This is a genomic window from Bacillus sp. 1NLA3E, assembly GCF_000242895.2.
Taxonomy (GTDB): domain Bacteria; phylum Bacillota; class Bacilli; order Bacillales; family Cytobacillaceae; genus Bacillus_BU.
Map to the genome: position 1 here is coordinate 4,005,601 of NC_021171.1, position 25,626 is coordinate 4,031,226.

Genomic DNA, 25,626 nt, shown 5'->3' on the forward strand with positions numbered 1-25,626 from the left:
ATCATGATATTTTATAGAAGGGTGGTACAATTAAGAAAAAAAGTTTAGTTATTCCAGTCTCTTATTTATAAGGCTGTGTTAAAGCTCAATGTTGATTTTTTGAACAATGTTGATTTGAGTGGAAGGCGCGAAGACTCCTGCGGGAGTAGCGGGACAGGTGAGACCCCGCAGGCGCTTTAGCGCCGAGGAGGCTCACCGCCCGCCCCTAAGGTGCGCGAAGCGCCTGGAACGGAAATCAACATTCTAGTTTAACAGAGCCATTTATAAAAAGAAAAATGTGTCAAAGAGGTGACATGATTATGTCAACGATCGGACAAAATATTAAACTATGTCGTGAAAGACAAAACATTACACAACAAGAACTTGCGCGAAAGATTCGTGTCGGACTACAAACCGTTGAAAAGTTCGAATCGGGTGAGCGAAGACCTGATACACAAACAATATTAAATATTTCTACCGTATTAGATATTCCTGCATCTGAGCTTCTTGAAAAAGAATTTCAATTAAGCCCTTCTGGAATTGACCATGAAACTGAACAATTGGTACGTGAAATTGGGACGAAAAAAGCCAAGTTAGTTCTTAGAAAAATAAAAGAACTAGACGAAGAAGATTATCTCCGTGTTATGCAAATGATGTCTGAAATTAAAAATAAAAACCAACACTAACATATGTATAAAAAAGGAGGGAACTGGAAAACCTTACACCATAAGGCTTTCTTGTATTCCCCCCTTTATCGGACATACTCATTGGGTATGTCCCTTTTTTATTTTTTTCTATTTATATTCGTTTTAGTATACTTCTTTTTGTAAGCTATGTTTTGAAATAAACCTTTTGATTCGCAACATCGCTTCTTGGAGCTGTTCCATTGAGGAAGCGTATGAACAACGGACATGGCCTTCACCACTCTCACCAAACACACTGCCTGGGACAACCGCAACCTTTTCTTCAAGGAGCAGGTTTTCTGCAAATTCCTCAGAAGACATCCCGGTTATTTCGATCGATGGAAAAGCATAAAATGCGCCACCTGGATTATGGCAAGTTAAACCTATTTCATTCAAGGTTTGAACAATATAATTTCGGCGACGGCGGTAGCTTTTCCTCATGTCTTCCACATCAGACTCTCCCGTTTTCAAAGCTTCGATCGCAGCATATTGCGCCATAGTTGGTGCACACATCATTGCATATTGATGGATTTTTAAAATAGCTTGGGAAATTTCTTCAGGTGCACAAACAAAACCAAGTCTCCAACCCGTCATCGCAAAAGCTTTTGAAAAACCTGATATTAAAATAGTTCGCTCCCACATATCTTTAATTGCTGCAACACTTGTGTACTCTTCATCATAGACAAGCTCTGCATAGATTTCATCGGAAATGACAAGTAAGTCATGTTTTTCTGCGAAGCGGGCAATTTCAAGCAAGTCTTCCCGATTCAGCATCGTTCCGGTTGGGTTATTTGGAGAACAAATTAACAAAGCTTTTGTTTTATATGAAACGACACTCTCTAATTGAGCAGGTTTAATTTTAAAATCATTTTCCTTCGTCGCCTGTACCTGAATTGCTTTTCCCCCAGCCAAATCAACCAGTGGAGAATAAGAAACAAAACACGGTTCTACCACGATAACCTCGTCACCTGGATTAAGGATTGCCCTTAATGCTAAATCGATTGCTTGGCTTGCTCCTACTGTAACAACTATTTCTGAATTTGGATTGTAATGGACATCAAAGTGATCATCCATATACTTTGAAATAAGCTGTCTTAGCTGTAATAGTCCTGCATTTGCAGTATAGGAAGTATAGCCTTGCTCAAGTGATAAAATTGCGGCTTCCCTTACAGACCAGGATGTGACAAAGTCAGGCTCTCCAACTCCAAGTGAAACGACACCTTCCATTCCTGCAGCTAAATCAAAAAAACGACGAATACCAGATGGCTTCATATTTTCAACATTTTTTGCAAGGTACGCATTTGTTTTCTTCATCAAGGAGACACCACAATCCGTTTATCATCATCGGTTTGTTCGAATATCGTTCCATCATGTTTATATTTTTTCAAGATGAAATGTGTTGTTGTTGAAAGGACTGAATCAAGTGTAGAAAGTTTTTGTGAAACAAACCGTGCCACTTCATTCATGGATTGACCTTCAATAACGACAGATAAATCGTATGCCCCTGACATTAAATACAAGGACTTAACTTCCTTAAATCGATAAATTCTTTGGGCAATCTCATCAAACCCTACGCCACGTTTTGGCGTAACTTTTACATCTATCATAGCTGTTACCCCTTCATGTCCGTCAACCTTGGACCAATCAACAATTGACGTGTGAAGAACAATGACCTTTTGTTCCTGAAGCTTATGAACGATTTCATCAGCTTGTTCCATTTGGACTCCGACCATTTTAGCTAGGTCCTCAGTGGAAATCCGAGCATTTTTCTCCAGAATTTCAAGCACCTCAAGCTCTTTTTCAGAAAGCTGCATGAAACTCCCCCCTTAGTTTAAAATTGAATCAATACCATTTGGATTGAAAGAATATTTAGTTCATTTTTTCATTTTACCAAAGTTAGACGGAAGATGTGTGAATAAATTTACTCTTGGGAAAAATAATTCAAAAAAAGCAGTGAATCGGATCCGACGGCAACATTAAACTTTCTTAGTTATATGAAAGTAAGGGGGATAACAATGGTTACTAACGAAAAAGAAGTAAATGGAATTAATATTTATTATGAATATTATCAAGGTGCAGAAACACAGAAAACAATCGTTCTTGTACACGGTTTTCTTTCATCGTCCTTTAGTTTTAGGCGTCTCATCCCTCTTTTAAAGAAGGACTACAATGTTATAACCGTTGACCTCCCCCCCTTTGGGAAAAGTGGTAAATCGAAAAAGTTTATCTATTCATACGAAAATATGGCACAGACAGTCATTCAATTAATTGAAGGATTGGATCTCACACAAGTAACAATGATTGGACACTCAATGGGCGGACAGATTTGTTTAAATGTATCTTATCTACGTCCTGATTTAGTCGAAAAAAACGTTCTACTGTGTAGTTCTAGCTATTTAAAACGATCAAAATCCTCATTAATTTTGTCTAGCTATCTCCCATTTTTTTATTTAATTGTTAAGCTTCGGTTAATTAAATCTGGGGTTAAACACAATCTCCAAACGGTTGTTTATGATCAAAAAATGATTGATGACGAGATGATGTTCGGTTATATGCAGCCTTTTTTAGAAGAAGATATTTTCCGAGCCTTAACACGAATGATTCGTGATCGTGAAGGAGATTTATCCGTGTCTGTTTTAAAAAAAATTAACACACCATGTTTACTAATTTGGGGTGAGCACGATCGAGTGGTGCCATTATCAGTTGGTCATCGCCTTCACCGAGATTTAGGAAACTCGAAATTGATTATCCTTAAGGATACAGGGCACCTTGTCCCTGAAGAAAGGCCAGATCAGGTTTATAATCACATAAAGAGATTTATTCAAAATTAAATCATGACCCTCAGGTGGGATACCTCGTTTTTTGCCTAACCTATTTATTTAATTAAAATTAATTTATTATAAGGTTATAAACTAAAATAATTAGCTAGGTGGTGTTGGAATGGCATCAAGTGATTTTCATAAAATATTTAACAGAACCCAAACAGCTTCAGTGAAATGGGAAATGACTAAGAAAATTTTTGGAACAGATGATTTATTGCCAATGTGGGTTGCCGATATGGATTTTCAGCCTCCGCAAGAAGTGATGAATGCAATTCAACACAGAGCAGAACACGGTATTTATGGTTATACTTTTATCCCACCATCAACAGGGGACGCCATTCATAATTGGATGGCGCTCCGCCACAATTGGAAGATCGATACCCCCTGGATAGAATACTCTTCTGGGGTTGTTCCCGCCATTAGTACCGTCATTCAAGCGTTAACCAATCCGGGGGAACAGGTAATGCTGCAATCACCAGTTTATACGCCATTCTTTGATATGATCGAAAGAAACGGACGAATCATGGTCAATACTCCTTTAGAAACTCAGGATCATCGCTTTCAAATCAATTTTGATTTATTTGAACAGAACTTGAAACAAGGAGTCAAACTCTTTCTGCTTTGCAATCCACATAATCCAGGCGGACGAGTTTGGACAAAAGAAGAGCTACTGCAGATTGGTAAGCTTTGCTTAAAATATAATTGTAAGATTTTATCGGATGAAATCCATTCGGACCTTGTTTTTAAACCTGCAATCCATATCCCAATTGCATCCTTAAGCCCAGAACTAGAACAAAATGTTATTACTTGTGTCGCACCAAGCAAAACCTTTAATATTGCAGGTCTACAAGCTAGTGCCATGATTATCCCTAACCCAAAATGGAGGGCATATATCAAAAAGTTCCAACACAGACAGGGTTTCTTTTCCTTAAATCTCTTTGGTATTACGGCGATGGAAGCTGCTTATCGATACGGAGAGAAATGGTTAGAGGAATTACTATCCTATTTATCGGAAAATGTTTCGATAGCCAAAAGATATATTGAAAAGAATGTTCCCGCAATTTCAGTGATGGAGCCTGAGGGTACCTATTTACTTTGGCTTGATTGTCGAAATCTTGGTTTTTCGGACAATGAGATTAAAGAGAGATTATTGAAAAGAGGTAAACTCGCTCTCGAACCAGGTGCTAAATACGGACAGGGTGGAGAGGGCTTTGTTCGTATGAATCTTGCCTGCCCTCAGGAAATATTGTTAGATGGCCTGAAACGATTACAAAAATCATTTGAATAGTTATTGGGAGGTTGATTACAGTATTTTTTCCTGAATAAAAATAATCCAAACCTTATTGGTCTGGATTATTTTTCAGGAATTTTACCGCAGGCTATTCTTGCTCCAGAGTCACCTGAAGGCTGGCTCATACCGTCATCTTTTTCCTCATGGATGACAATCGAAGTTCCATTCAAAGTTAATAAAGAATTTTTCCCATCCTTTAAAGTTACTTGGGGAGCCATTAATTCAGCACTTACTTTTCCTTCATCGTCTACAATTAAGTTGGGCAAATCACCTGCATGTGGTCCTTTCGGATGGAGCAGGCCGTGTTCTTTATTTTCGGGGTTCAAGTGGTTTCCTGCCGTTTGGAAATCCGGTCCTTTACATTTACCCTTATCATGAATATGAATGGCATGCTCCCCCGGCTGTAATCCCTTTAAGTCAATTGCCATCTTAACGCCACTTGATTGCTCCTGGAGTTTTATTGTCCCAATTGAATCTCCTACTGAATTAAACATTTCGACATCCAGCTTAGTTGGGTTCTCCTCTGCACAACCCGTCATTAAAAGAATCGGAAGTAACAATAGTAGCCTTTTCATTTCATGCACCATCCCCAAAAAGCAATTTGCGTTTAGTATTGCCATATTTAGCTGCTACTAATCGATTAAATCACTTCAACAGGTTTTGAAGTCGTAAAGCTAACTCGCTTTTGCCGCGTTCCTGCTCTAAAAAAAAGAAGAACAGCCTATTTTAGCTGTCCTTCGTTATACCTTCTTGTTTTAATTTGTCTTCCAACTCTTTGGCCTTTTTTTCTTCACGTTTGGACACCTTAATAATAAGCTTCATCGTAAAGACTGCCCCGATAAGAAAAATAATGCAAGTAATAGCAGCAGGAATATATTCTGATTTATCTTCCGGAAAATATAAAAATAGTCCCAACACATACCCTTTTATCATGTTTATCCCCCTTCTGCCTATTGGCAGGATCCCCTTGTTTATTATAGCAACAAGTAATCCACTCGGGTCAAACAAAAAGGTTTATCCTAGCCTTACTCTTTAATAACAGTAATATTTTTTATAATGACAGCATCTTTCGGCTTGTCATCTGCTCCAGTCTCAACATTAGCAATTTTATCCACTACATCCATACCTTCAATGACTTGTCCAAATATCGTATAACTAAAATCAAGAAAACTCGTTCCACCATTTTCATATGCTTTCATTATTTCTTTTGGATATCCATCCTTTTCCATTTGAGCCTTGGATTGAGCGTCTACCGTTGGATTTTGCACGATAAAAAATTGACTCCCATTCGTATCCGGACCAGAGTTTGCCATTGAAAGGGCACCTCGAATATGGTAAAGCTTGTCGGTTATTTCATCGTCAAATGTACCGCCATAAATACTTTCTCCTCCTGTACCATTTCCGCGTGGGTCCCCACCTTGAATCATAAAATCCTTAATGACACGGTGAAAAGTTAATCCATCGTAGTAGCCCTGTTTACTGTGTGTTACAAAGTTTTCCACTGCTTTTGGAGCATACGCTGGGAATAATTTAATTTTTATCACTCCCATTGAGGTATTCATTTCCACCAATTTTTCATTTGCTTGAACTTCGTTCGTTAGCTGAGGATAAACACCCTCAGGTAATGCAGGCTGTTCTGCATTCTGTTTTGTTTCTGATTGATTTGATTTAACACTGTCATTTTGCTTTGACTCTTGTTTTTGAGTGCCTGTACCACAAGCTACCAATAATACCATAACTGTCGACATCACTATAAATAATCTTATTTTCATAATCTACTCCTTTGAACTTCTTAGTCTGCCAGTAATATTATACCCACGAACAGCTATATTTGAATACTAGTTGATACCATATTCTTGACTCGTTTATTTTGAGATCAGCAAAATTATTGGTAGTATTGATGATAATAAATCATAGGGGGAAATCAAATGAACGAATTAATCATAGGAGATAAAGTTTCAGCTATTTATAAAACCGGGAAATACCTTGGGGAAATTACTGACATTCGTCCACAGCATTATTTAGTTCGAGTATTGGCTGTAGCAAAACACCCGATGCAAGGTGACCTACATCATCCAAAGGATGCCAATGTTGATTTTTTCCACCAACGCCGCGCTTTAGCCTTTAGGGAACAAACAAATGTCCCGAAGCAAATGGTCAAACCATACACAGAAGCTTTACCTGAGTACATCCCATCTTTAAAAGAAGCTGTTGAAAAAATGAAGCTAGAACTACAAGAGCAGGCAACTCCATGGGCAGACCAAAGTCTACAGTTATTAATTGAATTAGAAAAAGAATATTTTAATTAAAAATTAAAAGCCAAATCAATTTATAGGTGATTTGGCTTTTTTATGCAAATTTATTAAATAGTTTGGAGAAGTCCACTCGATCACCAATAGTTGGTGGTTTCGGTTTTTCTAAATATTTTTTATCCTTTTCAACCAATTTGAAAATATTAAACGTCGTCATCGCATCGTCAAGAGCCCTATGGTGTTTACCTGTTCCTTCTTTGCCATACTCTTGGACAGCCTTCCATAATCCAGTTTGATTTTGATCACCAAAAAAACGTTTATATTCCATAGAAAGGTCGATTTCTTTCCCGGTAAACGGAAACATTAAATCGGCATGATGGCAATTATTTCGAAGTACCCTCATGTCCATATTGCCCCATGTGATAATCGAACTCGGATAACTATTATTTAGTTCGTTCATTTTGCGGATCAAATCTTGAAATGGGATTCCTTGTTCCACTTGTCCTTGAGAAATACGTAAGAATGATTTACAACGTTCACTTAAAATAGGAAATCGGATTGGAGTAACGTACGAAGAAAACTGCTCCTGGACTTTATCATCCACCACAGAAACAATCCCAGCCTCAATGATCTCAGGGTAAAAACCTTTATATCTTTCACTTTTTTCAGGCATTGTGAACTCAAAATCAATAAATAAATATTGATGGCTTCCCCTCATCGAATCACCTACTTTCTTTTGTCCAATAAATACGCATAAATATGAGACCAAAAAAAATTATTAAGATTATTATAACATGAACTAAGATAATTTTTTAAATTTTTCTTTAATATAATGTTTATTGATTAAAACTATTCTAAGAAAAAGAACTTTTTAATTTTGATAAGAAAGGCGGAAGGCGCCCGCCTATCGGCGTATGGACTGGAGCGCTTTGACTGAGATAAAGGAAACACGAAGAGCGCCAGCGATTCGATGTTGACTTATCGTAGGGAAAAGAGCGAAGTACACTAGCCGATGGCGCCTTCCGCTAGACATCCATCTAAGTTCAAAACTTTATACTTTATTATCCTATAAAAATAAAAATGCCACCTTAACAATTAGCTGGTGGCATTTTCACTATTTTTTTAACTTAACAATCGCAATTGTACAACGGGATGTACAAATAAGTTGATCGGATTCATCAACAATTTTGATATTCCAAACCATAGTGGTCCTGCCCTGATGTAAAACATTCCCCACGGCAGTTACGACTCCATCTCTTTTCCCCTTAATATGGTTAGCGTTTATTTCCAGGCCAACTACTGCCTCAGTTTCTTTGTCCACCAATTCATAAGCACCCACACTCGCAACCGTTTCTGCCAATGCCACTGATGCTCCCCCATGCAAGAAACCCATCGGTTGTCTTGTTCGTTCATCCACTGGCATGGTGGCTATTATTGTTCCTTTTCCAATTTCAGTGATCTCAATTCCGAGTGCACCAATTAAAGTTTTGCTTAAATCCAATCTCTTCACCCCTTATCTATTAGTTTTGAAATGATCTATACATGTGGACCATGTCCTCTAACCCTATTCATGTGCTTAGTTCTTCTTTTATGAACCATTTTAAAAATAACGAACAAAAGGACCATCACACCAGCTCCAATTAGTAACTCTTTACCAAACTGGAGGAATGTATCAATTCGGTCATTAAACCAATAACCCGCAAAAAAAACAAGTATTAACCAAACAAGCGCGCCAGAATATGAAAAAAGCACGAAAGACTTAAATGAGAATTTACTGAATCCATACAAAAAGGGAACTAAATTTCTGACCCCGGGGAGGAAATAACTTAACGAAAGGGAAAAAGCATGGTAATGCTCAATCATCCTTAAAGATGAATCTATTTTTTTTGATAACCTTTTTCTTTTCTCGAAAAACTGTATCAGCGGGCGACCTACGTATCTTCCAATGATATAGCATGTTGTTAATGCCGCAACCATTCCACCATAGGCGACCAAAAAGGTGACTACTGGATTCAAAAAATTTTCTGAGGAAGCAAAACCTATTGTCATAATGGTGACTTCGTTCGGAACAGGGATACCAAAAATACCAAGCCACAACATTAAAAACAAACCTAAATAGCCATAATTTTCGAGTACCCTCAAAATTAATTCCATATCCATGGGCAATCCTCCTTATTTTACTAGAAGAGCGGAGGTAGTCATTGAAGAACCAAGCTGAAAATCTAATTGCTTATACTTCTATTTTCGATTATGTAACTCTAAAAAACAAGAAAGAAAGAAAAAGGGAGCTGAACTTTTTTAATTCAACTCCCTCAAGTTTAATCAATTGGTTCAAACCGCTCCACTAATAATGCAAGGGTCCGGGTCATCACCCCTGTAGCACCTGCAGGGCCTAAATCATGCCCATTTTTTGATGTTGCGGTTCCGGCAATATCAAGATGCACCCATGGCGTTCCTTCAGCAAACTCACCAATAAACGCACCAGCCATAATGGCATGACCTTCTCGTCCTGGCGAATTATTTAAATCAGCGATTTGACTATTGTGTATTCTCTCAATATCCTTTGGAAAAATCGGCAAACGCCATATTGGTTCAACTGCCTCAACTGACGCCTCAAGTACCTGCTCAAATAAGATCTCGTGGTTGGTTAGTGCACCAGATGTATTTGTTCCAAGCGCAACAATTACACCACCAGTTAAGGTAGCAACGTCAACGAGGTAGCTTGCACCATGATATTTTGCATAGGTAATGGCGTCTGCTAATACTAGTCTTCCTTCTGCATCTGTATTTAAAACTTCAATTGTTTTTCCACTCATAGATGTAATGACATCATCAGGCTTAAAAGCGGACCCACTTATCATATTGTCCGTAGCAGGAATCACCGCTACAACATTTTGTTCTGGTTTTAATTCGCCGATGATTTCCATCGCACCTAACACTGCTGCTGCTCCACCCATATCAGTTTTCATTCCGACGATGCCGTCTTTTGTTTTAAGCGAATAACCACCTGTATCAAAGGTAATACCCTTTCCTACAAGCCCAATGACATCTTCCCATACTTCTTTACCTTGATATTTTAATACAATCATTTTTGGAGGCTCTGCTGATCCTTGATTTACTGCTAGGAATGCGCCCATTCCCATTTTTTCAATTTCTTCTTTTTCTAGAATCTCTACGTCAAAATTATATTTCCATGCCAGATCTGTTGCATAATCCGCCATGTCTGTTGCTGTCAACATATTTCCAGGCATATTGACAAGTGTACGAGCAGAATTAGTCCCCTCTCCGTAAACATAGCCGACCGTTATTGCCGCCTGTATTTCCTCAATATCTTCTATTTGAGAATACACAGTTATACTGTCAATTCTCTTATCAGATTGATTCGATTCTTGTTTGTATCCTTCAAATTTATAGGTTGATAGTACAAAAGCTTCACTGAGCGCATGAGCAGCGTCAAGTACATCAACTTGACTATTAACAAATGTGTCAAGGGCAACCCCAATCTCCGTGTATTTCAACTTTTGGACTTCTTTAAATGCGTTTCCGATAATTTCTAGGAACACTTCATATGTATAATCTTTTTCATTACCCAATCCAACAAAAATCAATCTTTTTGTGTTAATTCTCCCTAAGGTATGGATGAGTTTCACTGATTTCTTTTTCCCAGAGATGTCGTTGTTCTTTAAGAGTTCTGTTATTTGGCCACCGAGAGCATGATTGACTTCCGCCATGACCCCATCTAGCTTTGTATTGCGATCAAACACACCAATGATAATACCTTCATGATCCTTTAAAAGATCCACTTTTGTTTTAACTTCAAACATGTTGAATCACCTCCGAATATAAACCTATTATAACGAATTCTCAGGCTTGTATCTGAAAATAACTACATTATGCTGATTATTTTAGGCTGTTTTTGTAAACTTTGTTGCTAGTTACTTATTTGAGGAGGGGCTGATTTCCGCTCCAGGTGCTCGCTTTCCGCGGGGCGGGCGGCGAGCCTCCTCGGCGTTACGCCTGCGGGGTCTCACCTGTCCCGCTGCTCCCGCAGGAGTCGAGCACCTTCCGCTCCAATCAGTTTCATTTTCAACGGTATGCATTCAAAACTTATTCAAAAACAACAATCTTTTAGAAAACAGCCTTATTTTAAAATGTAAATTTTCTCCGTAATTATATATGGTATTATCTTCAAGTTTGCAGGATAATTAATATAAAGATTGGTGGATAGCATAGGTAATATAAAGGTTAAATCAAAAAGGTGGTCTTTTTAATGGAATTATTTACTAACTTCCCATTGTGGTCTGCGTTAGCCGCCATTTTCTTTGCCCAATTTGTAAAAGTCCCAATTCAATACTTAGCCACTAGAAGGCTAAATTGGTCCCTGCTAACGAGTACAGGTGGCATGCCAAGCTCCCATTCTGCTGCGGTAACAGCGTTAACGACAGGAATCGCGTTAGAAGAAGGGTTGAATTCTGCTGTATTTGCCGTCTCAGCAATGTTTGCCATCATCACAATGTTTGATGCCACAGGAGTACGTAGGCAGGCAGGCGAGCAGGCTATTGTTTTGAACCAACTTGTAGCTGATTTCAATAAAATCATTGCCGATGCCAAAAATTGGCCTAAAAAACCTGAACAGGAAAAAAGAAAAGAATTGAAAGAACTACTTGGTCATAAACCCATTGAAGTATTTTTTGGCGGTTTAACTGGTATAGCTCTGACTTTAATATTGTTCTTCTTATTGCAATAGATTAATAAAAAAAGGCGGATCCCATGCCCTGAACACATGGGTCCGTCTAATTTTTAATCTTGCTCGGTTCGATTATATTGTTGCCTAAACACTTGCATTGATTCATTCTCATTAAGAGAGTTCAATTTATTCTCAGTTAATTCCCCTTTTCCCATTTCAACGATGTACACCTCTAACGTCCGTTTTCCCCATTCATTGTATACTTCATCAACAGTGTCATAGTATAAATCAACCTTATCCCCTTTAATGGCACTACCCGTATCAGCTACTACGCCGTATCCGTAGTTAGGAATAAACAGAATTGTCCCAATCGGAAATACATTGATGTCTGCAGCAACAGTCGAAAATAAATCACGTTTTACTTTCACACCAGAATAAGTAATCCCAAATTGAGGGTTACCAGGGTTCTTCCCAGTTGATTCATATCCTGCAGTATAGCCAGTCGCTACCACCGTCTTTTTTGGATACTTCGACCAATCAAAAGAATCTTCCAAAGATGGAATCGTGCCCGAAACTTCTTCAGCCGCTGAAATTTGCGTTGGTGGCTGTGTTATTCGTTTCATAATTTTTAAAGCAAGTTCCAGTGGTCTTATTTTATGACTTGAGTTAGAACTTTCCACTTTTTCATGGTGATGAGATGGATATACTATAGAAGCAAGCGTTTTTGCTTCTACACCTGAAATTGACTGATATGTCATTAATAATGCTACCAAAAATAAACAAGACATAATCGAACGCCTCGTCCATTTTTTTAATTTATTAACCATATTATTTTTCAATCCTCCCAAATTTATTCATTTCCTAACTTTCAAGAAATATTCATTTGGAGGTGAAAAAGAATTTTTAACAAACAAACCTATTTTTAGGCAAAAAAAAAACCACAGTAATTTACTGTGGGGAAATTATCACTCTTAAAACATACCATATCCCTTTTTTCGCAATAGCTTAACAGTTATTCCTGCAACTATAGCTCCAACCAACCCGCTACTCAAAATTAATATATCGGCAGGGGCCAAATTACTTAAGTGCTTACCTAACTCTGTAAACGACTGTTTACTATTTTGAAAGTATTCAATAAACCTTACTTTATCAACGATAAAAATAGCTATTATTGGGTAAATAATCGCCATAATCCATGTCATTTTTAGTAGCATATTTAACAAAAAGCCAATTCCAAAAAATAACACGAAAAATAATAGCATTGAAATAACAAGCGTGACAACGGTCAGTTCCATCAGCTTTCCTCCCCCTAACACATCAACATAAAGTTTACTGAAAGGATTAGGTGTAGTCAACGCAAATGACTTTTTTTAACCTGTTTTTTTGATTATTCCCACTTTTACCTTGATTACATTCCGATTCCTCAATAAAAGAAAAAGACAACCTCAAAAACTTTTTTACAAGAGTTTTAAGGTTGTCTATTAAATATAATAATAATATTATAATAGATTAAATTTACCCTTTTTCATAACAAGGCCTGCTCCGCCAATCATCAATAGGGCACGATTATCGACCATTTTTTTCATAAAAGATGCCTTTGCACCAAACACTTTCTTACCAAATACCAAGCCAATTGCATCATCATGACCAAGTGAACATACAGAACCTTTTATATCAGGCTTAAATGATTCAAGCTCTGCTTTGTCTCTAACTAATGCAGCTAAGTTTCTTGCACATACTTCACCTTGTTGCATCGCAATTTGAGCAGTAGGTGGGTAAGGTCGGTTAATTTCTTCATTTATCATTAAAGAACAGTCTCCAATGACGAAAATATGATCGCTGCCTGGAACTCTTAAATCAAGTTGAATTTTTACACGTCCGCGCATTGATTCAATCCCAGACTTTTCAATGATTGAGTTACCTCTAACCCCAGCAGCCCATACAACAGTGCCAGCTTTTATTTCTTCAACTTCATTTTCACTTTTTGCAACAATAATCCCTTCAGGAGTACATTCTTTTATGGCAGTGCCAATTCGGAATTGAACACCCTTTTTCTCTAATTGAGCAACAGCGTAGCTTACTAATTCAGGATCAAATCCTGGTAAAACCATTGGTGCTGCTTCAACACAAATGAGCTTAACCCTATTTTGTTCTACATCATATTCACGACATAGTTCAGGAATTCGATTAGCCATTTCACCTAAAAACTCAATTCCAGTGAATCCAGCTCCACCAACTACAATAGTTAGGCGTTCATCTTTCTTCTCTTCTTCCGTTTGATAGGTAGCAAATTGAAGCTCAATATGCTCTCGAATTTGTCTTGCAGCGTTAACATTTACAATTGAAAATGCGAAATCTTTCAATCCCTTAATTCCAAATGTTTCCGACTCCCCGCCAAGTGCGATAACAAGATAATCATAAGAAAGCTCTCTATTTTCTAAAATTACCTTCTTTTCAGCGGTATTTACTTCAATTGCACAATCTTGTATAAAATGAACTTTACTGCGTTCAATAACATTATCAATTGGATAACGAACACGGTCATGATGAAGTGTTCCAGCAGATGCCTCATGAAGCCAAGTAGTTTCATAATGGTAATCGTTTTTATTTACAAGAGTAATCTCTGCTTCATTAACACCAAGCATCTTTTGTAATTTTGTAACGGTCATTAAGCCACCGTATCCCGCACCTAATACAACTATTTTTGACTTTCTCAAAGTATATCACTTCACCTTTTCCAATATATTTTTCAGTAAAATACACTCTTTTTATTCCGTACGTTCATTATCGCTTAAAAGATTGTGAGGTATTTCACGTTCATAGACATAAAAATGTTCTAAAAATGTCACAAAAAATTAACATAATTCCTAATTATAATATTCCATTTCAGTTTCTTTTTCAAGCAAGAAAAATAGTTATCCAAAAATTACAATTTTGTAATAAATCAATCATCCCCAAATCCCACCAATTTTTAGAGTAATTGATTAATTTGTGGTATTATAAATTACGTGAATATTTACAGATTGTTTGGGGGGGTTCAAAGTGAAAGTAGATAAGCAAGTTTATGACATTACAATCATTGGCGGAGGGCCCGTTGGATTATTTACCGCATTTTATGGTGGTATGAGACAAGCCAGCGTCAAAATAATCGAAAGTTTGCCACAACTTGGCGGACAATTGGCAGCGCTTTATCCGGAAAAATACATATATGATGTAGCAGGTTTTCCAAAAGTTAGAGCTCAAGAATTGGTAAACAATTTAAAGGAACAAATGGCAAAATTCAACCCAACAGTAGCGCTTGAGCAAGCTGTTGAAAAAGTTGAAAAGCAAGATGACGGCATTTTCAAATTAACCACTAATAATGAAATCCATTACACAAAAACTATCATTATTACTGCTGGGAACGGTGCTTTCCAACCACGCCGTTTAGAATTAGAAAGTGCTACTCAATATGAATCAAAAAATCTTCATTACTTTATTGATGATTTGAACAAATTTGCAGGTAAAAAAGTAGTTGTTTTTGGCGGTGGCGACTCTGCTGTTGACTGGACAATGATGCTTGAACCGATTGCAGAAAAAGTAACGATTATTCATCGTCGCGATAAATTTAGAGCTCATGAGCACAGCGTTGAAAATCTTCAAAACTCAAAGGCTGAGATTAAAACTCCTTTTGTACCAGCAGATTTAGTTGGCGACGATAACGGAATTAAGCAAGTCGTGATTGATCATGTGAACGGGGAGCAACGTGAAGTAATTGATGTAGATTCAGTCATCGTCAACTACGGTTTTGTTTCATCTTTAGGTCCGATTAAAGAATGGGGCTTGAATATTGACAAAACTTCAATCGTTGTCAATTCAAGAATGGAAACAAACATCCCTGGTATTTATGCTGCAGGTGATATTTGTACTTATGAAGGAAAAGTTAAGCTTATTGCATGCGGATTTGGTGAAGCACCAACTGCAGTTAATAATGCAAAACAATTTATCGATCCAAAAGCTAAGATCCAACCGCTTCATAGCTCTTCGATGTTTAATTGAACAGAAAATCGAAAGCGTATTCCCTTTTAAGAATATTAAAATAAAAAGCAAAGTGAGTTTCTACATTCACTTTGCTTTTTAGCGTAAATTTAGCATTCTTCAGGTATCGTAAATCCGCCACCTATTATAGCCTTTACCGGGATGCTATCATTTTTGCTTGAAGTTTTAACCCCCACTTACTGCTGCAGTAAATTGGCGTTGATATTTATTAACCAAAGCAGGTACATTTCGAATATAGTTTTGGGTCTCAGAGATGTACAAATACCTTGAGTTGAGTACGTTTCCAGGACCGGCATTATAAGCAGCCAACGCCATTTCAAGGCTTCCAAAACGATTAAGCTGAATAGCTAAATATTTGGTTCCTCCTTCAATGTTCTGACCAGGATCGTAAGGATTAACTCCTAACCCCTGGGCCGTTCTAGGCATTAACTGCATTAATCCGATTGCTCCTGCTGGACTTTGGATATCAGGATTACCCCCAGATTCTTGTTCAATAATAGCTGCTATTACAGCAGGTTCGATTCCGTATTTTGTTGAGGCAGCTTGAATTTCCTTGCCCCACCTCATTACTTTATCAGATGAATCATATTCAACAACCACTTGTTTGTCCCCTACGACCTTTACAATCATTGGTTTTCCATCTTCAGTCATAATCCTAACAGTTGCCATATCCAGAAAGGCATTAAAACCGTCCTTAAGATTGGTTTTAATGATTTCCCAATCAGATAAGGGTACCTTTGTATCCGATGTCTTGACATCTGCAACTTCTATTTTGTATTCGGTTAGATCCTTGAATTTGCTATTTTTAGCAATTTCCTTACTTATACTTGTTAAGCTTTTATTTTTATTTTGGGCACTGCTTTCTAGACCTACCTTTGAAGCTACCAGCTGAACAGTATTCTTGATGTTGGTCTTAAAAATCTCTAACTTTTCCTTTTTATAAGCTATTGTATCGGTGATGCTCAACTTACCATCCATTGAAAGCAAGGAAACCTGCTTACCACGAGGTTCCAAATGTGCTAGTTTGTCAATCATCCAGTCTTCCATTGGCGTCCAATTAACTTTTCCAGCACCATAAATCAACAAAGCCATTATTCCTATTAGAATAAAGATTTTGCGAAAAAAGGGCCAAATCCACCCCTTCATAACATGCTTAATATTTTTTTGTATTTGCACAAGATTTTTATTCAAGAGAGATTCCTCGCTTTTGTCATTACTTGAATTAATTATTCCATATCTTATTTACCACTAGGAACCTTTTTTCTCTGAAATTTTGACAATATTACATCGAGTTTAGATATTGAAATTTATAGGAAGGAGCGGATAATCAACTTTTATTTAAATGACTGTGTTAAAGCTCAATGTTGATTTTTTGCACAATGTTGATTGGAGTGGAAGGCGCGAGACTCCTGCGGGAGCAGCGGGACAGGTGAGACCCCGCAGGCGCTTTAGCGCCGAGGAGGCTCACCGCCCGCCCCGCGGAAAGCGAAGCGCCTGGAACGGAAATCAACATTCTAGCATTCCTGTAGAACGTTATTTTTCGAGTTTGAAAAAAATAGGGCTCCTCAGTAAGATATGAGTAAGACACCACTCAAACTCAACCTTAAGGAGGAACCCTACTTTGAAGTTTAAAATGCAAAACAAACAAAATCAACTAATAGAAAGAATTTCCGTTAAACATCTTGTTGTTGGGATAGATATTGCTCAACAATTACATGTAGCCCGAGCTGTTAATTTCCGCGGAATTGTAGTTGGTGATCCACTTACATTTACTAATAATGAAGAAGGATTTTCTAGTTTATTAAAATGGATTAATAATCTTCAAAGAATAAACAATTTAGATGAATCTATTGTTGGGATGGAACCTACTGGACACTATTGGATTAATCTTTCAAAATGGCTTTTTAAGCATAATATTGAAGTGGTAACGGTAAATCCCTATTTAGTAAAAAGAAATAAAGAAAATCGTGATAATACTCAATCTAAAAGTGATAAAAAAGATGCTTTGGTTATAGCTGATATGGTGAAAAACGGTTACTACTCTGAGGTTAGGCCTACATCTGAGTCATTTGAAAAACTTAGGGTTCTTATGTCTAATCGTGATGTAGTTGTTAAGCGTCTCGTAAGTTCTACTAACCAATTAAATCGGTGGGTAGATATTGTATTTCCCGAACTCCGACAGGTGTTTAAAGATATTACCGCTAAAGGGGCAATTGCAACCCTTCGTCTATTCCCATCCCCTGTAGAATTAGGAACTATGGAGCCCGAGGAAGTAATAATGGGTTGGAAATCAATCATGAAGAGACAACCTGGTTTAAAAAAGGCACTATTACTCATTCAGGTAGCTGGAAAATCAGTTGGAACAAAGCAAGCACTTGATGCTTATAAATTTCATTTGGAACAATTATTAGAGGAATATGATTTAGCTTTAAAACAACTCGAAAGAGTGGAGGAACAAGTTACTGATGCTCTATTAAAGATCCCTTTCGCTTATAAATTACTTGCCATTAAAGGCATTAGTGTAATTTCATTGGCAGGTATTTTAGGTGAGGCAGGAGATTTAAGTGGTTTTTCTCATGGGAATTCTTTGCTTCGCCATGCTGGATTACACTTAGCTGAAGCAAGTTCAGGGAAGTGGAAAGGTCAAATTGTCATCTCTAAGCGAGGAAGGTCTAGACTACGACGTTTCCTATATTTAGCTACAATGAGTCTTGTAGCGAATAATCCGGAATTTAAAGCAATTCACTCCTATAATGTAAAAGTAAAAAAGATGAAGAAAATGAAGTCAATCATGAAATTGATTGGGAAACTTGCGAGGATTTTTGTGGGCATCGCTCGCCGAAATGAGTTCTACTGTCCTGAAAAAGTTAACCACATTATTGTGTTGGCAGCATAGTTACGATAGAACCTTGAACTAAATCTGATTTCTTAAATGTGACACCAAAAATAAATTAGATAACAGAATTGTATAAACCGAATGCTGGCTTATTCGCAGGATAATAAATATGTACGGAGTACCAGATTTGTTAAACAAAAGGGCATAGACCCATTAATCTAGCTTGACTGGCCTCCACCCCTTGGGTAGGCATGACGAAGGAATGAAAGGGCAATTGACCCGTTGAGACATGGGAGGGAAAGCCTCCAGGGGCGGCGTGGAGCATGTACATCACATGGTAAAAATTGGGGTTATTATTTATCCCTTTATTTCACTATGCCTCCACGAGCCAATAATGATCTGAATTCATTCCACTTAACTGTTAATTCAAAATATGGGACTATGAAATCCTGCGAATTAGCGAGCATTCGGGAGAAAATCGCATTAAACTGAGGGAGTTTAACAGAGCCATAAATAAATATTACTCTATATATAATTGATAAGGTAATACCAAATTAACCCATTTTAATATTACCTTCGAAGAACAATATCCAAGCTGTTCTGAGCCATAAAAAAAACCCCTCAAATAGTTATGCTTTAGACATTAACTATCGAGAAGGCATGTAATTCAAAACCTTAACATTCCTCTGGTGTGCCTGTATTCGTTGCTGTTTTAAAGGATGAGCCGCATCCGCATGATGCAATTGCATTCGGATTATCGATGGTAAAGCCGCCACCCATCATCGATTCTTTAAAATCAATGATTGTTCCCTTGAGGACTGGTTCGCTTTCTTTATCAACAAGGACAGTGATGCCATGTTGTTCCAACTTAATATCATCTTCATTTATTTCATGATCAAAACCCATACCGTATGACAAACCGCTACAGCCTCCGCCTTTAACAGCGACTCGTAAAAAAGCGCCTTCTTCTTCATTTTGCTTCATCATGTCTTTAATTTGAAAGGCTGCTGCCTCGCTAATAGTAATTATTTGTTCCATTCATATCCCACCTTTCTACAGCTCACTGTACTATTAGTATATACACCAATAATATATGACTCAACTAATCAGTTTCCCCATTTTAACAAGCGGATAAAACCTTGATTAGTGTCTATCTTCTGTAAGAGATAAGGATGTACTTACGCTTTTCGGTTTATCTAGCTACAGCGCCTAGCCGCTGTAGCTTTTCAGTTTAAAACATTGGGTTTTCTTCTATATATTGATATATATTTTCAAGTAGTTCGTCTGGGGTGGAGCCTTTGACAATTTCCCCATTCACTACGGCAAAAAGGGTATCTTCGCAAATGCCGCAGTAACTCAGACAACCATATTCAATTGTATCTATATTTGGGTCCTTTTGAAGAGTTTCGAAAACCCTTTGGGAACCTTTAACTAAATTGCCAATACAAAATTCAACCATTGGATTGATCATATCCCTCACCTCTCACTTCTCTATCAACTTTATATCCTACTTTATTAATAAAAAAACGTCAATTTAATATTCGTAAACTAATGTCAAGTTTTTGTGTATTAAATGTTGAGATTTTGTGACATTTTCGATATACTGTTAAGTGGTTTAAATAGTAGAATTTTACTATTATGTGTGTGATATCATTTCGTTTTCAAAGTATCCATTGTTTTCTTCAACAAGGAACTTTTACAATCCAAGAATCAACCAATCAATGTAACGTTGCATTTTTTAAAATTGGGATAGATCAAGAATGCAGTATACACTGCTACAAAGGGGAAATTACGAATGAAAAATCTTGTTATTCTTGGTGGAGGATATGGGGGTATGAGAGTTTTGCAACGACTGTTGCCAAACCAATTGCCGGATGATGTTTCAATAACACTGGTAGACAGAGTTCCATATCATAGTTTAAAAACTGAATTTTACGCTCTTGCAGCGGGTACCATTTCTGATCAACACGTTCGTGTACCTTTTCCTACACATCCCCGTTTACAGATTAAGTATGGGGAAATTACTTCTATTAATCTAGCGAATAATTCCATTTCCTTTAATGACCAAGAAACAATCAGCTATGATGATTTAATCATCGGATTGGGATGCGAGGATAAGTATCACCATGTTCCGGGTGCTGATCAATTTACCTTTAGCATTCAAAATATCGAAAAAGCGCGGAATACCTATCAAGCATTGAATAATCTTCCATCTGGGTCGGTTGTAGCAATTGTTGGAGCAGGTTTAAGTGGAGTTGAATTAGCTAGTGAATTGAACGAGAGCCGAAAAGATTTAAAAATAAAATTATTTGATCGTGGGAATTTTATTTTATCTACTTTTCCGGAAAGATTAAGCACTTATGTAGAAAATTGGTTTGATACCAATGGCGTAGACATTATCAATAACGCCAATATTACAAGAGTGGAAGAAAACGTCTTGTATAATCATGATGCGCCTATGAATTTTGATGCTATTGTTTGGACTGCTGGAATCCAACCAAGTAAGGTGGTTAGAGAACTTGATGTAGAAAAAGACCCTCAAGGTCGTGTCGTACTCACCACTCAACATAATATTCCAAACTCCGAAAATGTTTATGTACTTGGAGATTGCGCAAGCTTGCCATATGCACCTAGTGCTCAACTTGCTGAAGGACAAGCAGAACAAATAGTTCAAGTATTATTAAAACGCTGGAATGGTGAAGCACCACCTGAATCCTTCCCAGCTATTAAACTTAAGGGTGTACTGGGTTCTCTCGGAAAAAAACACGGATTCGGATTGCTCGCAGACCGTCCTATTACGGGTAGAGTAGCACGATTGTTAAAATCAGGAATTCTCTGGGTATATAAATATCATAACGGATGATCATTTAGGCGAGGGATACTACCCCCGCCTTTTTTAAATAGGCTCTGTTAAACAATTCTGGTGATTTCCGCTGCAGGCACTCGCTTTCCGCTCCAATCAACAGAATGCTCAAAAATCAACATTGTTCTTTAACGCAGCCTAAATATATTAAAGACCTTTATATCCTCTCTTCTCCATTTCAGCAAAAATATTTTTCAATCTTGGGCTCCCCTCTGCTACAACATTTCCATCTATTACGACAACTGGATAAAACAAATTTTCGTCGATGATCTTCCTTGCAAATTTTTGTTTAATCGCATCGTTTGGAGGTTCGAAAATATCTACATAGGTCAGGAAAAATTGCTGGTTTGGATATTTCCTGCTTATTGCAGCCTCTAACCACTCATACGTCTCTTTTGAGGACGGGAGTGAGACACAGCTAGGGCAAACTTGTTCTGTGCCATATACGACGATTTCAACGATTGTATCCTCCATTTCACACCGCTCCCTTACCGTTCATATTATTTATTAATATTTTAATATTATTTACCATTGAATGTTAGTTTTAAGTCTTAGGGAATAGATTTTTACGGTTATTGTGATTATAATAAGATTAAGGAAAGGAGTAGATTTAATGGTTGATCAAGATTTGTTAGCGCAAGTACAAGAAGTATTAGATAAATTGCGTCCATTTCTTTTACGTGATGGAGGAGATTGTGAGTTAGTTGATATTGAGGACGGTATTGTAAAATTACGTCTTCTAGGTGCCTGCGGAAGCTGCCCTAGTTCAACAATCACGTTAAAAGCTGGAATCGAACGGGCATTATTAGAAGAAGTTCCAGGTGTAGTTGAAGTAGAACAAGTCTTCTAAAAAAAATTTACGAATAAAGGGCCAGATCACCTCATTCGAGGAAGATCTGGCCCTTTATTATTTGTTCCCGGATTATGAATTAACCACACTTCCGACACGGTCAATTGTTAATTCAAGCACTTCCATTTCAGGAAAATTCTCTTTAAGGACGCCAGCTAGTTCCCCCCCATAACCCGTTTCTGCAAAACAAAGAATAGATGGACCCGCACCACTTAGGGCAGCACCAAATGCTCCTTGATCCAATGCAATATCTTCAATCTTTTCAAAATGAGGGACGAGTTTTCTCCGGTATGGTTGATGGTACCGATCAGACTTCATCATTTTACCAGCAAGCTGAAAGTCCCTAGTTAACAGCGAAGCTACAAGTAAATTCGCTACCGCGCCAGCTTTCACAGCCTCTGCAAAAGGAAGTTGATCGGGGAGAACGTTTCGGGATGCCTTTGTTAAAAGGACTTCCTTTGGAACCACTACGACCAGATCAAAGCTGACATCAGATATTACTGACATATCTATTTCATCATCATTTTGATAACCAATAAATAATCCACCAAAGATAGAGGCCCCTACATTATCAGGATGGCCCTCCATTTTGGAAGCGATCGCCAGCTTTTCATTCTTAGATAAATTGAGCTGACAAATACAATCTGCTAATTCAATCCCAGCTACAATGGCAGAGGCACTTGACCCCAGTCCCCTAGCAAGCGGAATATCACTGGCCACCTTCAAACGACAAGGAGGCATTTTTTTATCATATAAAGATGCTGTCTGGATTGCCATCATACAAATAAAATTGGTTTCATCTGTTGGGAAAACTTCAAGTTCTTTACTTTGAGGTACTACTTCCCAGGCATCGCTTTTTTCTACAGTAATAGTTAAATATAGATTTACAGCAATGCCGATGGAATCAAATCCCGGGCCTAGGTTTGCCGAACTGCCCGGAACTTTGATAACAAACAGTCCGTCTTCACTCATTGACGGACAACTCCCTTAATATATTCTGCTACTACTTTTTCATCATTAGGAAGTGCTACAGGCTTGATTGGGCTGGCATCGATTGCTGTATCTGGATCCTTTAATCCGTTTCCAGTCAAAATCGCCACCACTGTTGAACCGGCAGGAATCTCTCCTTGTTGAACTTTCTTATAAACACCAGCGATAGAAGCACACGAACCTGGCTCTGCGAATACTCCTTCAGTTGAGGCTATTTTATGATAAGCAGCAAGGATTTCTTCATCCGTTACCTCATCAATTACTCCGTTTGATTCCTTCGCCGCATTTACAGCAAGGTCCCAGCTAGCAGGGTTTCCAATTCGAATAGCTGTTGCAATGGTTTCCGGATTTTCAAACACTCGATTATGAACAATCGCAGCTGCTCCTGCAGCTTCAAAGCCAAACATTCGAGGAAGCTTATAATCTTTCTTCTCATTGTACTCTTTAAAGCCTTTCCAGTAAGCACTAATGTTTCCGGCATTACCAACTGGAATGGCTAAAATATCAGGTGCAGCCCCTAGCTGATCACAAACTTCAAACGCACCTGTCTTTTGTCCTTCTAGACGATAAGGATTTACAGAATTTACGAGTGCAACAGGTTCTGTTTCACTAATTTTGCGAACCATTGCCAAAGCCTGATCAAAATTACCTTCTATCGATACGATTTCAGCACCATACATAACAGCCTGGGCCAGCTTACCGAGGGCGATTTTCCCCTTAGGAATGACGACGATACATTTCATGCCAGCTCTTGTTGCATACGCAGCGGCGGCAGCCGAAGTATTTCCGGTCGAAGCACAAATTACCGTATCAGCGCCTTCTTCTTTCGCTTTGGCAACAGCAAACACCATGCCACGGTCCTTAAACGAACCAGTCGGGTTAGCTCCTTCTGTTTTTACGAATAGATTGATGCCCCACTCTTCAGACAATTTTTCCAGCTTGATTAGTGGAGTGTTCCCCTCATTTAATGTTAACTTGGGCGTGTTCTCTGTAATCGGTAAATACTCTTTGTATTCTTCAATAAGGCCTTTCCATCTCATTATCTTTCTCCTCTTTCCACACGATATGAACTTTTAATTTCTTTAACTGCATGTAAATCTTTTAATTCAATTAGGATTTCTTCATAATCTTTTAAACTAGCGTGATGCGTTACAAGTACAATTTCAGCCAGTTCTTTATCCTTTAATGGCATTTGAAGGATCTTTTCGAAGCTAACACGGTGTTTGGAGAAGATACCCGTAATATCAGCAAATACACCAACTTCATCAAATACATGGAGGCGTAAGAAATATTTGGAAAAAATTTCTTCTGGCCCTTTCATTTGTTTCGGAAATTGTGGAGTTACTGCACTTTTTCCATTCACACCAAGACGCATGTTTTTCATCACACCAACTAAATCAGAAACAATGGATGTCGCTGTTGGTAAGCTACCTGCTCCTGGTCCATAAAACATAGTTTCTCCAACGGCTTCACCAAAAACGTATACGGCATTATATTCGTCATTAACGGAAGCAAGTGGGTGTGTTTCAGGTAAGAGTGTAGGCTGAACACTAACTTCGACCTTTTCCTCTTCCCGCTTAGCAATTCCAAGCAACTTCATTGTATAGCCCAGCTGTTTCGCATACTTCAAATCGTCTTCAGTAATTTTGGTGATTCCTGTAACTTTAACATCATCCAAATCAACCTTCATGGAAAAGCCAAGTGTTGCAAGGATGGTCATTTTTCTAGCCGCATCTAATCCTTCAACGTCAGCAGTTGGGTCGGACTCTGCATATCCCAATTCTTGTGCTTCTTTCAAAACATTTTGATACGCTGCACCTTGTTTGGTCATCTTTGTTAAAATGAAATTCGTTGTTCCGTTGACGATCCCCATCATTTTTGTAATTCGATCAGAAGCTAATCCATCTACTAAGCTTCTTAAAATTGGAATACCACCAGCAACACTAGCTTCATAAAATAAATCACAACCATTTTCTGCAGCAACCGTATGTAGCTCCGTACCATATACTGCCATTAAATCTTTATTTGCGGTAACGACATGCTTTTTTTGCTTTAATGCCTTAAGCACATATTCCTTGGTGTGTTCAACCCCACCCATTACTTCGATTATTACGTCGATATCAGGGTCATTTAATATGTCATCTTCATTAGTAGTTAATAGTTCTTGTGAAACTTCGACTGCTCTTGGTTTATTTAAATCCTTTACAAGGATCTTTTTTAATTTAACAGGGCAACCAACTTGATGCATTAATTTATCTTGGTGGTTCTCAATAATTGTCACAACACCGGTGCCAACTGTACCTAGACCTAACATCCCAATTGAGATAGCTTCCAA

At 37.9% G+C, this 25,626-nt stretch carries 27 protein-coding genes and 1 pseudogene; 9 read left to right on the forward strand and 19 right to left on the reverse strand.

Annotation, left to right across the window (positions count from 1 at the left end):
- Nucleotides 1–299 precede the first annotated feature (299 nt).
- Nucleotides 300–665 (forward strand): helix-turn-helix domain-containing protein, encoded by a 366-nt coding sequence (locus B1NLA3E_RS19280; RefSeq protein ID WP_041580694.1) that lies wholly within the window; start codon nt 300–302, stop codon nt 663–665.
- 123 nt (nt 666–788) lie between these two features.
- Here the strand turns inward: B1NLA3E_RS19280 and B1NLA3E_RS19285 are convergent, their stop codons facing one another.
- Together B1NLA3E_RS19285 and B1NLA3E_RS19290 are read right to left on the reverse strand one after the other, a co-directional pair.
- Nucleotides 789–1,976 carry an aminotransferase gene (locus B1NLA3E_RS19285; RefSeq protein WP_015595493.1) on the reverse strand — a complete coding sequence of 396 codons (1,188 nt, stop codon included), beginning with the start codon at nt 1,974–1,976 and terminating at the stop codon, nt 789–791.
- Nucleotides 1,976–2,476 (reverse strand): Lrp/AsnC family transcriptional regulator, encoded by a 501-nt coding sequence (locus B1NLA3E_RS19290; RefSeq protein ID WP_015595494.1) that lies wholly within the window; start codon nt 2,474–2,476, stop codon nt 1,976–1,978. Before B1NLA3E_RS19290 ends, B1NLA3E_RS19285 begins: the two co-directional genes overlap by 1 nt.
- Before the next feature lie 201 nt (nt 2,477–2,677).
- Between B1NLA3E_RS19290 and B1NLA3E_RS19295 the strand changes: the two genes are divergently transcribed.
- Nucleotides 2,678–3,493, forward strand: a complete 816-nt coding sequence (locus B1NLA3E_RS19295) for an alpha/beta fold hydrolase (RefSeq protein ID WP_041580696.1) — start codon at nt 2,678–2,680, stop codon at nt 3,491–3,493.
- A 109-nt stretch (nt 3,494–3,602) separates the two neighbouring features.
- A complete protein-coding gene (locus tag B1NLA3E_RS19300) occupies nt 3,603–4,772 on the forward strand; it encodes a MalY/PatB family protein (RefSeq protein ID WP_015595496.1) in 1,170 nt (389 codons plus the stop codon).
- 65 nt (nt 4,773–4,837) lie between these two features.
- On the opposite strand, the gene B1NLA3E_RS19305 is transcribed toward B1NLA3E_RS19300, so the two are convergent.
- The 3 genes from B1NLA3E_RS19305 to B1NLA3E_RS19315 all read right to left on the reverse strand — a co-directional run bounded on the left by B1NLA3E_RS19305 (nt 4,838) and on the right by B1NLA3E_RS19315 (nt 6,547).
- A complete protein-coding gene (locus tag B1NLA3E_RS19305; RefSeq protein ID WP_041580697.1) occupies nt 4,838–5,350 on the reverse strand; it encodes a superoxide dismutase family protein in 513 nt (170 codons plus the stop codon).
- 151 nt (nt 5,351–5,501) lie between these two features.
- Entirely contained in the window at nt 5,502–5,708 is a 207-nt protein-coding gene (locus B1NLA3E_RS19310; protein WP_041580699.1) for a hypothetical protein, read from the reverse strand.
- A 92-nt stretch (nt 5,709–5,800) separates the two neighbouring features.
- Complete coding sequence (locus B1NLA3E_RS19315) at nt 5,801–6,547, reverse strand: peptidylprolyl isomerase (RefSeq protein WP_015595499.1); 747 nt, start codon at nt 6,545–6,547, stop codon at nt 5,801–5,803.
- Nucleotides 6,548–6,703: 156 nt separating this feature from the next.
- Here B1NLA3E_RS19315 and B1NLA3E_RS19320 point away from each other — a divergent pair, with 156 nt between their 5' ends.
- Nucleotides 6,704–7,084 (forward strand): kinase-associated lipoprotein B, encoded by a 381-nt coding sequence (locus tag B1NLA3E_RS19320; protein ID WP_015595500.1) that lies wholly within the window; start codon nt 6,704–6,706, stop codon nt 7,082–7,084.
- Between the two features lie 40 nt (nt 7,085–7,124).
- Here the strand turns inward: B1NLA3E_RS19320 and kapD are convergent, their stop codons facing one another.
- The 4 genes from kapD to B1NLA3E_RS19340 form a co-directional block, all read right to left on the reverse strand.
- Entirely contained in the window at nt 7,125–7,745 is a 621-nt protein-coding gene (gene kapD / locus B1NLA3E_RS19325) for a 3'-5' exonuclease KapD (RefSeq protein WP_015595501.1), read from the reverse strand.
- A 396-nt stretch (nt 7,746–8,141) separates the two neighbouring features.
- Nucleotides 8,142–8,528: a hotdog fold thioesterase gene (locus tag B1NLA3E_RS19330; protein ID WP_015595502.1), complete on the reverse strand. Its 387-nt coding sequence runs from the start codon at nt 8,526–8,528 to the stop codon at nt 8,142–8,144.
- Between the two features lie 35 nt (nt 8,529–8,563).
- Nucleotides 8,564–9,187: a DedA family protein gene (locus tag B1NLA3E_RS19335; protein WP_015595503.1), complete on the reverse strand. Its 624-nt coding sequence runs from the start codon at nt 9,185–9,187 to the stop codon at nt 8,564–8,566.
- A 158-nt stretch (nt 9,188–9,345) separates the two neighbouring features.
- Nucleotides 9,346–10,851, reverse strand: coding sequence for a leucyl aminopeptidase (locus B1NLA3E_RS19340; RefSeq protein WP_015595504.1), 1,506 nt, complete (start codon nt 10,849–10,851; stop codon nt 9,346–9,348).
- Nucleotides 10,852–11,297: 446 nt separating this feature from the next.
- Between B1NLA3E_RS19340 and B1NLA3E_RS19345 the strand changes: the two genes are divergently transcribed.
- On the forward strand, nt 11,298–11,774 hold the full coding sequence (locus B1NLA3E_RS19345) for a divergent PAP2 family protein (RefSeq protein ID WP_015595505.1): 477 nt from the start codon (nt 11,298–11,300) through the stop codon (nt 11,772–11,774).
- 53 nt (nt 11,775–11,827) lie between these two features.
- On the opposite strand, the gene B1NLA3E_RS19350 is transcribed toward B1NLA3E_RS19345, so the two are convergent.
- From B1NLA3E_RS19350 to B1NLA3E_RS19360, 3 genes are all read right to left on the reverse strand, one after another.
- Nucleotides 11,828–12,502, reverse strand: coding sequence for a 3D domain-containing protein (locus B1NLA3E_RS19350; protein ID WP_144061513.1), 675 nt, complete (start codon nt 12,500–12,502; stop codon nt 11,828–11,830).
- Between the two features lie 183 nt (nt 12,503–12,685).
- On the reverse strand, nt 12,686–13,009 hold the full coding sequence (locus tag B1NLA3E_RS19355; RefSeq protein ID WP_015595507.1) for a YuiB family protein: 324 nt from the start codon (nt 13,007–13,009) through the stop codon (nt 12,686–12,688).
- A 204-nt stretch (nt 13,010–13,213) separates the two neighbouring features.
- Entirely contained in the window at nt 13,214–14,431 is a 1,218-nt protein-coding gene (locus tag B1NLA3E_RS19360; RefSeq protein WP_015595508.1) for an NAD(P)/FAD-dependent oxidoreductase, read from the reverse strand.
- A 325-nt stretch (nt 14,432–14,756) separates the two neighbouring features.
- On the opposite strand from B1NLA3E_RS19360, the gene B1NLA3E_RS19365 reads away from it, so the two are divergent.
- Nucleotides 14,757–15,752 carry an NAD(P)/FAD-dependent oxidoreductase gene (locus B1NLA3E_RS19365; RefSeq protein ID WP_015595509.1) on the forward strand — a complete coding sequence of 332 codons (996 nt, stop codon included), beginning with the start codon at nt 14,757–14,759 and terminating at the stop codon, nt 15,750–15,752.
- A gap of 165 nt (nt 15,753–15,917) precedes the next feature.
- On the opposite strand, the gene B1NLA3E_RS25495 is transcribed toward B1NLA3E_RS19365, so the two are convergent.
- Nucleotides 15,918–16,943, reverse strand: a complete 1,026-nt coding sequence (locus tag B1NLA3E_RS25495; protein WP_015595510.1) for a lytic transglycosylase domain-containing protein — start codon at nt 16,941–16,943, stop codon at nt 15,918–15,920.
- Between the two features lie 430 nt (nt 16,944–17,373).
- On the opposite strand from B1NLA3E_RS25495, the gene B1NLA3E_RS19380 reads away from it, so the two are divergent.
- Complete coding sequence (locus tag B1NLA3E_RS19380; protein WP_015592437.1) at nt 17,374–18,648, forward strand: IS110 family transposase; 1,275 nt, start codon at nt 17,374–17,376, stop codon at nt 18,646–18,648.
- Nucleotides 18,649–19,263: 615 nt separating this feature from the next.
- Here the strand turns inward: B1NLA3E_RS19380 and B1NLA3E_RS19385 are convergent.
- Together B1NLA3E_RS19385 and B1NLA3E_RS19390 are read right to left on the reverse strand one after the other, a co-directional pair.
- Nucleotides 19,264–19,626 (reverse strand): HesB/IscA family protein, encoded by a 363-nt coding sequence (locus B1NLA3E_RS19385; RefSeq protein ID WP_015595512.1) that lies wholly within the window; start codon nt 19,624–19,626, stop codon nt 19,264–19,266.
- A 193-nt stretch (nt 19,627–19,819) separates the two neighbouring features.
- Nucleotides 19,820–20,056 carry a YuzB family protein gene (locus tag B1NLA3E_RS19390; RefSeq protein WP_187292201.1) on the reverse strand — a complete coding sequence of 79 codons (237 nt, stop codon included), beginning with the start codon at nt 20,054–20,056 and terminating at the stop codon, nt 19,820–19,822.
- 327 nt (nt 20,057–20,383) lie between these two features.
- On the opposite strand from B1NLA3E_RS19390, the gene B1NLA3E_RS19395 reads away from it, so the two are divergent.
- Nucleotides 20,384–21,451 carry an NAD(P)/FAD-dependent oxidoreductase gene (locus tag B1NLA3E_RS19395; protein WP_015595514.1) on the forward strand — a complete coding sequence of 356 codons (1,068 nt, stop codon included), beginning with the start codon at nt 20,384–20,386 and terminating at the stop codon, nt 21,449–21,451.
- A 147-nt stretch (nt 21,452–21,598) separates the two neighbouring features.
- On the opposite strand, the gene B1NLA3E_RS19400 is transcribed toward B1NLA3E_RS19395, so the two are convergent.
- Nucleotides 21,599–21,925 carry a YuzD family protein gene (locus tag B1NLA3E_RS19400; RefSeq protein WP_015595515.1) on the reverse strand — a complete coding sequence of 109 codons (327 nt, stop codon included), beginning with the start codon at nt 21,923–21,925 and terminating at the stop codon, nt 21,599–21,601.
- An 84-nt stretch (nt 21,926–22,009) separates the two neighbouring features.
- Between B1NLA3E_RS19400 and B1NLA3E_RS19405 the strand changes: the two are divergent.
- Nucleotides 22,010–22,301, forward strand: a pseudogene (locus B1NLA3E_RS19405) (NifU family protein).
- Nucleotides 22,302–22,373: 72 nt separating this feature from the next.
- Here the strand turns inward: B1NLA3E_RS19405 and thrB are convergent.
- The 3 genes from thrB to B1NLA3E_RS19420 are packed head-to-tail and all read right to left on the reverse strand — an operon-like array spanning nt 22,374 to nt 25,626.
- The gene (thrB, locus tag B1NLA3E_RS19410; RefSeq protein WP_015595517.1) at nt 22,374–23,273 is read right to left on the reverse strand and encodes a homoserine kinase; all 900 of its coding nucleotides are present in this window, start codon (nt 23,271–23,273) and stop codon (nt 22,374–22,376) included.
- Entirely contained in the window at nt 23,270–24,331 is a 1,062-nt protein-coding gene (gene thrC / locus B1NLA3E_RS19415; protein WP_015595518.1) for a threonine synthase, read from the reverse strand. Before thrC ends, thrB begins: the two co-directional genes overlap by 4 nt.
- On the reverse strand, nt 24,331–25,626 hold the full coding sequence (locus B1NLA3E_RS19420; RefSeq protein WP_015595519.1) for a homoserine dehydrogenase: 1,296 nt from the start codon (nt 25,624–25,626) through the stop codon (nt 24,331–24,333). Before B1NLA3E_RS19420 ends, thrC begins: the two co-directional genes overlap by 1 nt.

Bases quoted from the DNA above. Each gene is read 5' to 3' on its own strand.
- B1NLA3E_RS19345 (WP_015595505.1), top strand. From the start codon at position 11,298: ATGGAATTATTTACTAACTTCCCATTGTGGTCTGCGTTAGCCGCCATT.
- B1NLA3E_RS19295 (WP_041580696.1), top strand. From the start codon at position 2,678: ATGGTTACTAACGAAAAAGAAGTAAATGGAATTAATATTTATTATGAA.
- B1NLA3E_RS19290 (WP_015595494.1), bottom strand. From the start codon at position 2,476: ATGCAGCTTTCTGAAAAAGAGCTTGAGGTGCTTGAAATTCTGGAGAAA.
- B1NLA3E_RS19355 (WP_015595507.1), bottom strand. From the start codon at position 13,009: ATGGAACTGACCGTTGTCACGCTTGTTATTTCAATGCTATTATTTTTC.
- B1NLA3E_RS19395 (WP_015595514.1), top strand. From the start codon at position 20,384: ATGAAAAATCTTGTTATTCTTGGTGGAGGATATGGGGGTATGAGAGTT.
- B1NLA3E_RS19300 (WP_015595496.1), top strand. From the start codon at position 3,603: ATGGCATCAAGTGATTTTCATAAAATATTTAACAGAACCCAAACAGCT.
- thrC (WP_015595518.1), bottom strand. From the start codon at position 24,331: ATGAGATGGAAAGGCCTTATTGAAGAATACAAAGAGTATTTACCGATT.
- B1NLA3E_RS19400 (WP_015595515.1), bottom strand. From the start codon at position 21,925: ATGGAGGATACAATCGTTGAAATCGTCGTATATGGCACAGAACAAGTT.
- B1NLA3E_RS19280 (WP_041580694.1), top strand. From the start codon at position 300: ATGTCAACGATCGGACAAAATATTAAACTATGTCGTGAAAGACAAAAC.
- B1NLA3E_RS19335 (WP_015595503.1), bottom strand. From the start codon at position 9,187: ATGGATATGGAATTAATTTTGAGGGTACTCGAAAATTATGGCTATTTA.
- B1NLA3E_RS19305 (WP_041580697.1), bottom strand. From the start codon at position 5,350: ATGAAAAGGCTACTATTGTTACTTCCGATTCTTTTAATGACGGGTTGT.
- B1NLA3E_RS19320 (WP_015595500.1), top strand. From the start codon at position 6,704: ATGAACGAATTAATCATAGGAGATAAAGTTTCAGCTATTTATAAAACC.
- B1NLA3E_RS19310 (WP_041580699.1), bottom strand. From the start codon at position 5,708: ATGATAAAAGGGTATGTGTTGGGACTATTTTTATATTTTCCGGAAGAT.
- B1NLA3E_RS19285 (WP_015595493.1), bottom strand. From the start codon at position 1,976: ATGAAGAAAACAAATGCGTACCTTGCAAAAAATGTTGAAAATATGAAG.
- B1NLA3E_RS19315 (WP_015595499.1), bottom strand. From the start codon at position 6,547: ATGAAAATAAGATTATTTATAGTGATGTCGACAGTTATGGTATTATTG.
- B1NLA3E_RS19385 (WP_015595512.1), bottom strand. From the start codon at position 19,626: ATGGAACAAATAATTACTATTAGCGAGGCAGCAGCCTTTCAAATTAAA.
- kapD (WP_015595501.1), bottom strand. From the start codon at position 7,745: ATGAGGGGAAGCCATCAATATTTATTTATTGATTTTGAGTTCACAATG.
- B1NLA3E_RS19350 (WP_144061513.1), bottom strand. From the start codon at position 12,502: ATGTCTTGTTTATTTTTGGTAGCATTATTAATGACATATCAGTCAATT.
- thrB (WP_015595517.1), bottom strand. From the start codon at position 23,273: ATGAGTGAAGACGGACTGTTTGTTATCAAAGTTCCGGGCAGTTCGGCA.
- B1NLA3E_RS19340 (WP_015595504.1), bottom strand. From the start codon at position 10,851: ATGTTTGAAGTTAAAACAAAAGTGGATCTTTTAAAGGATCATGAAGGT.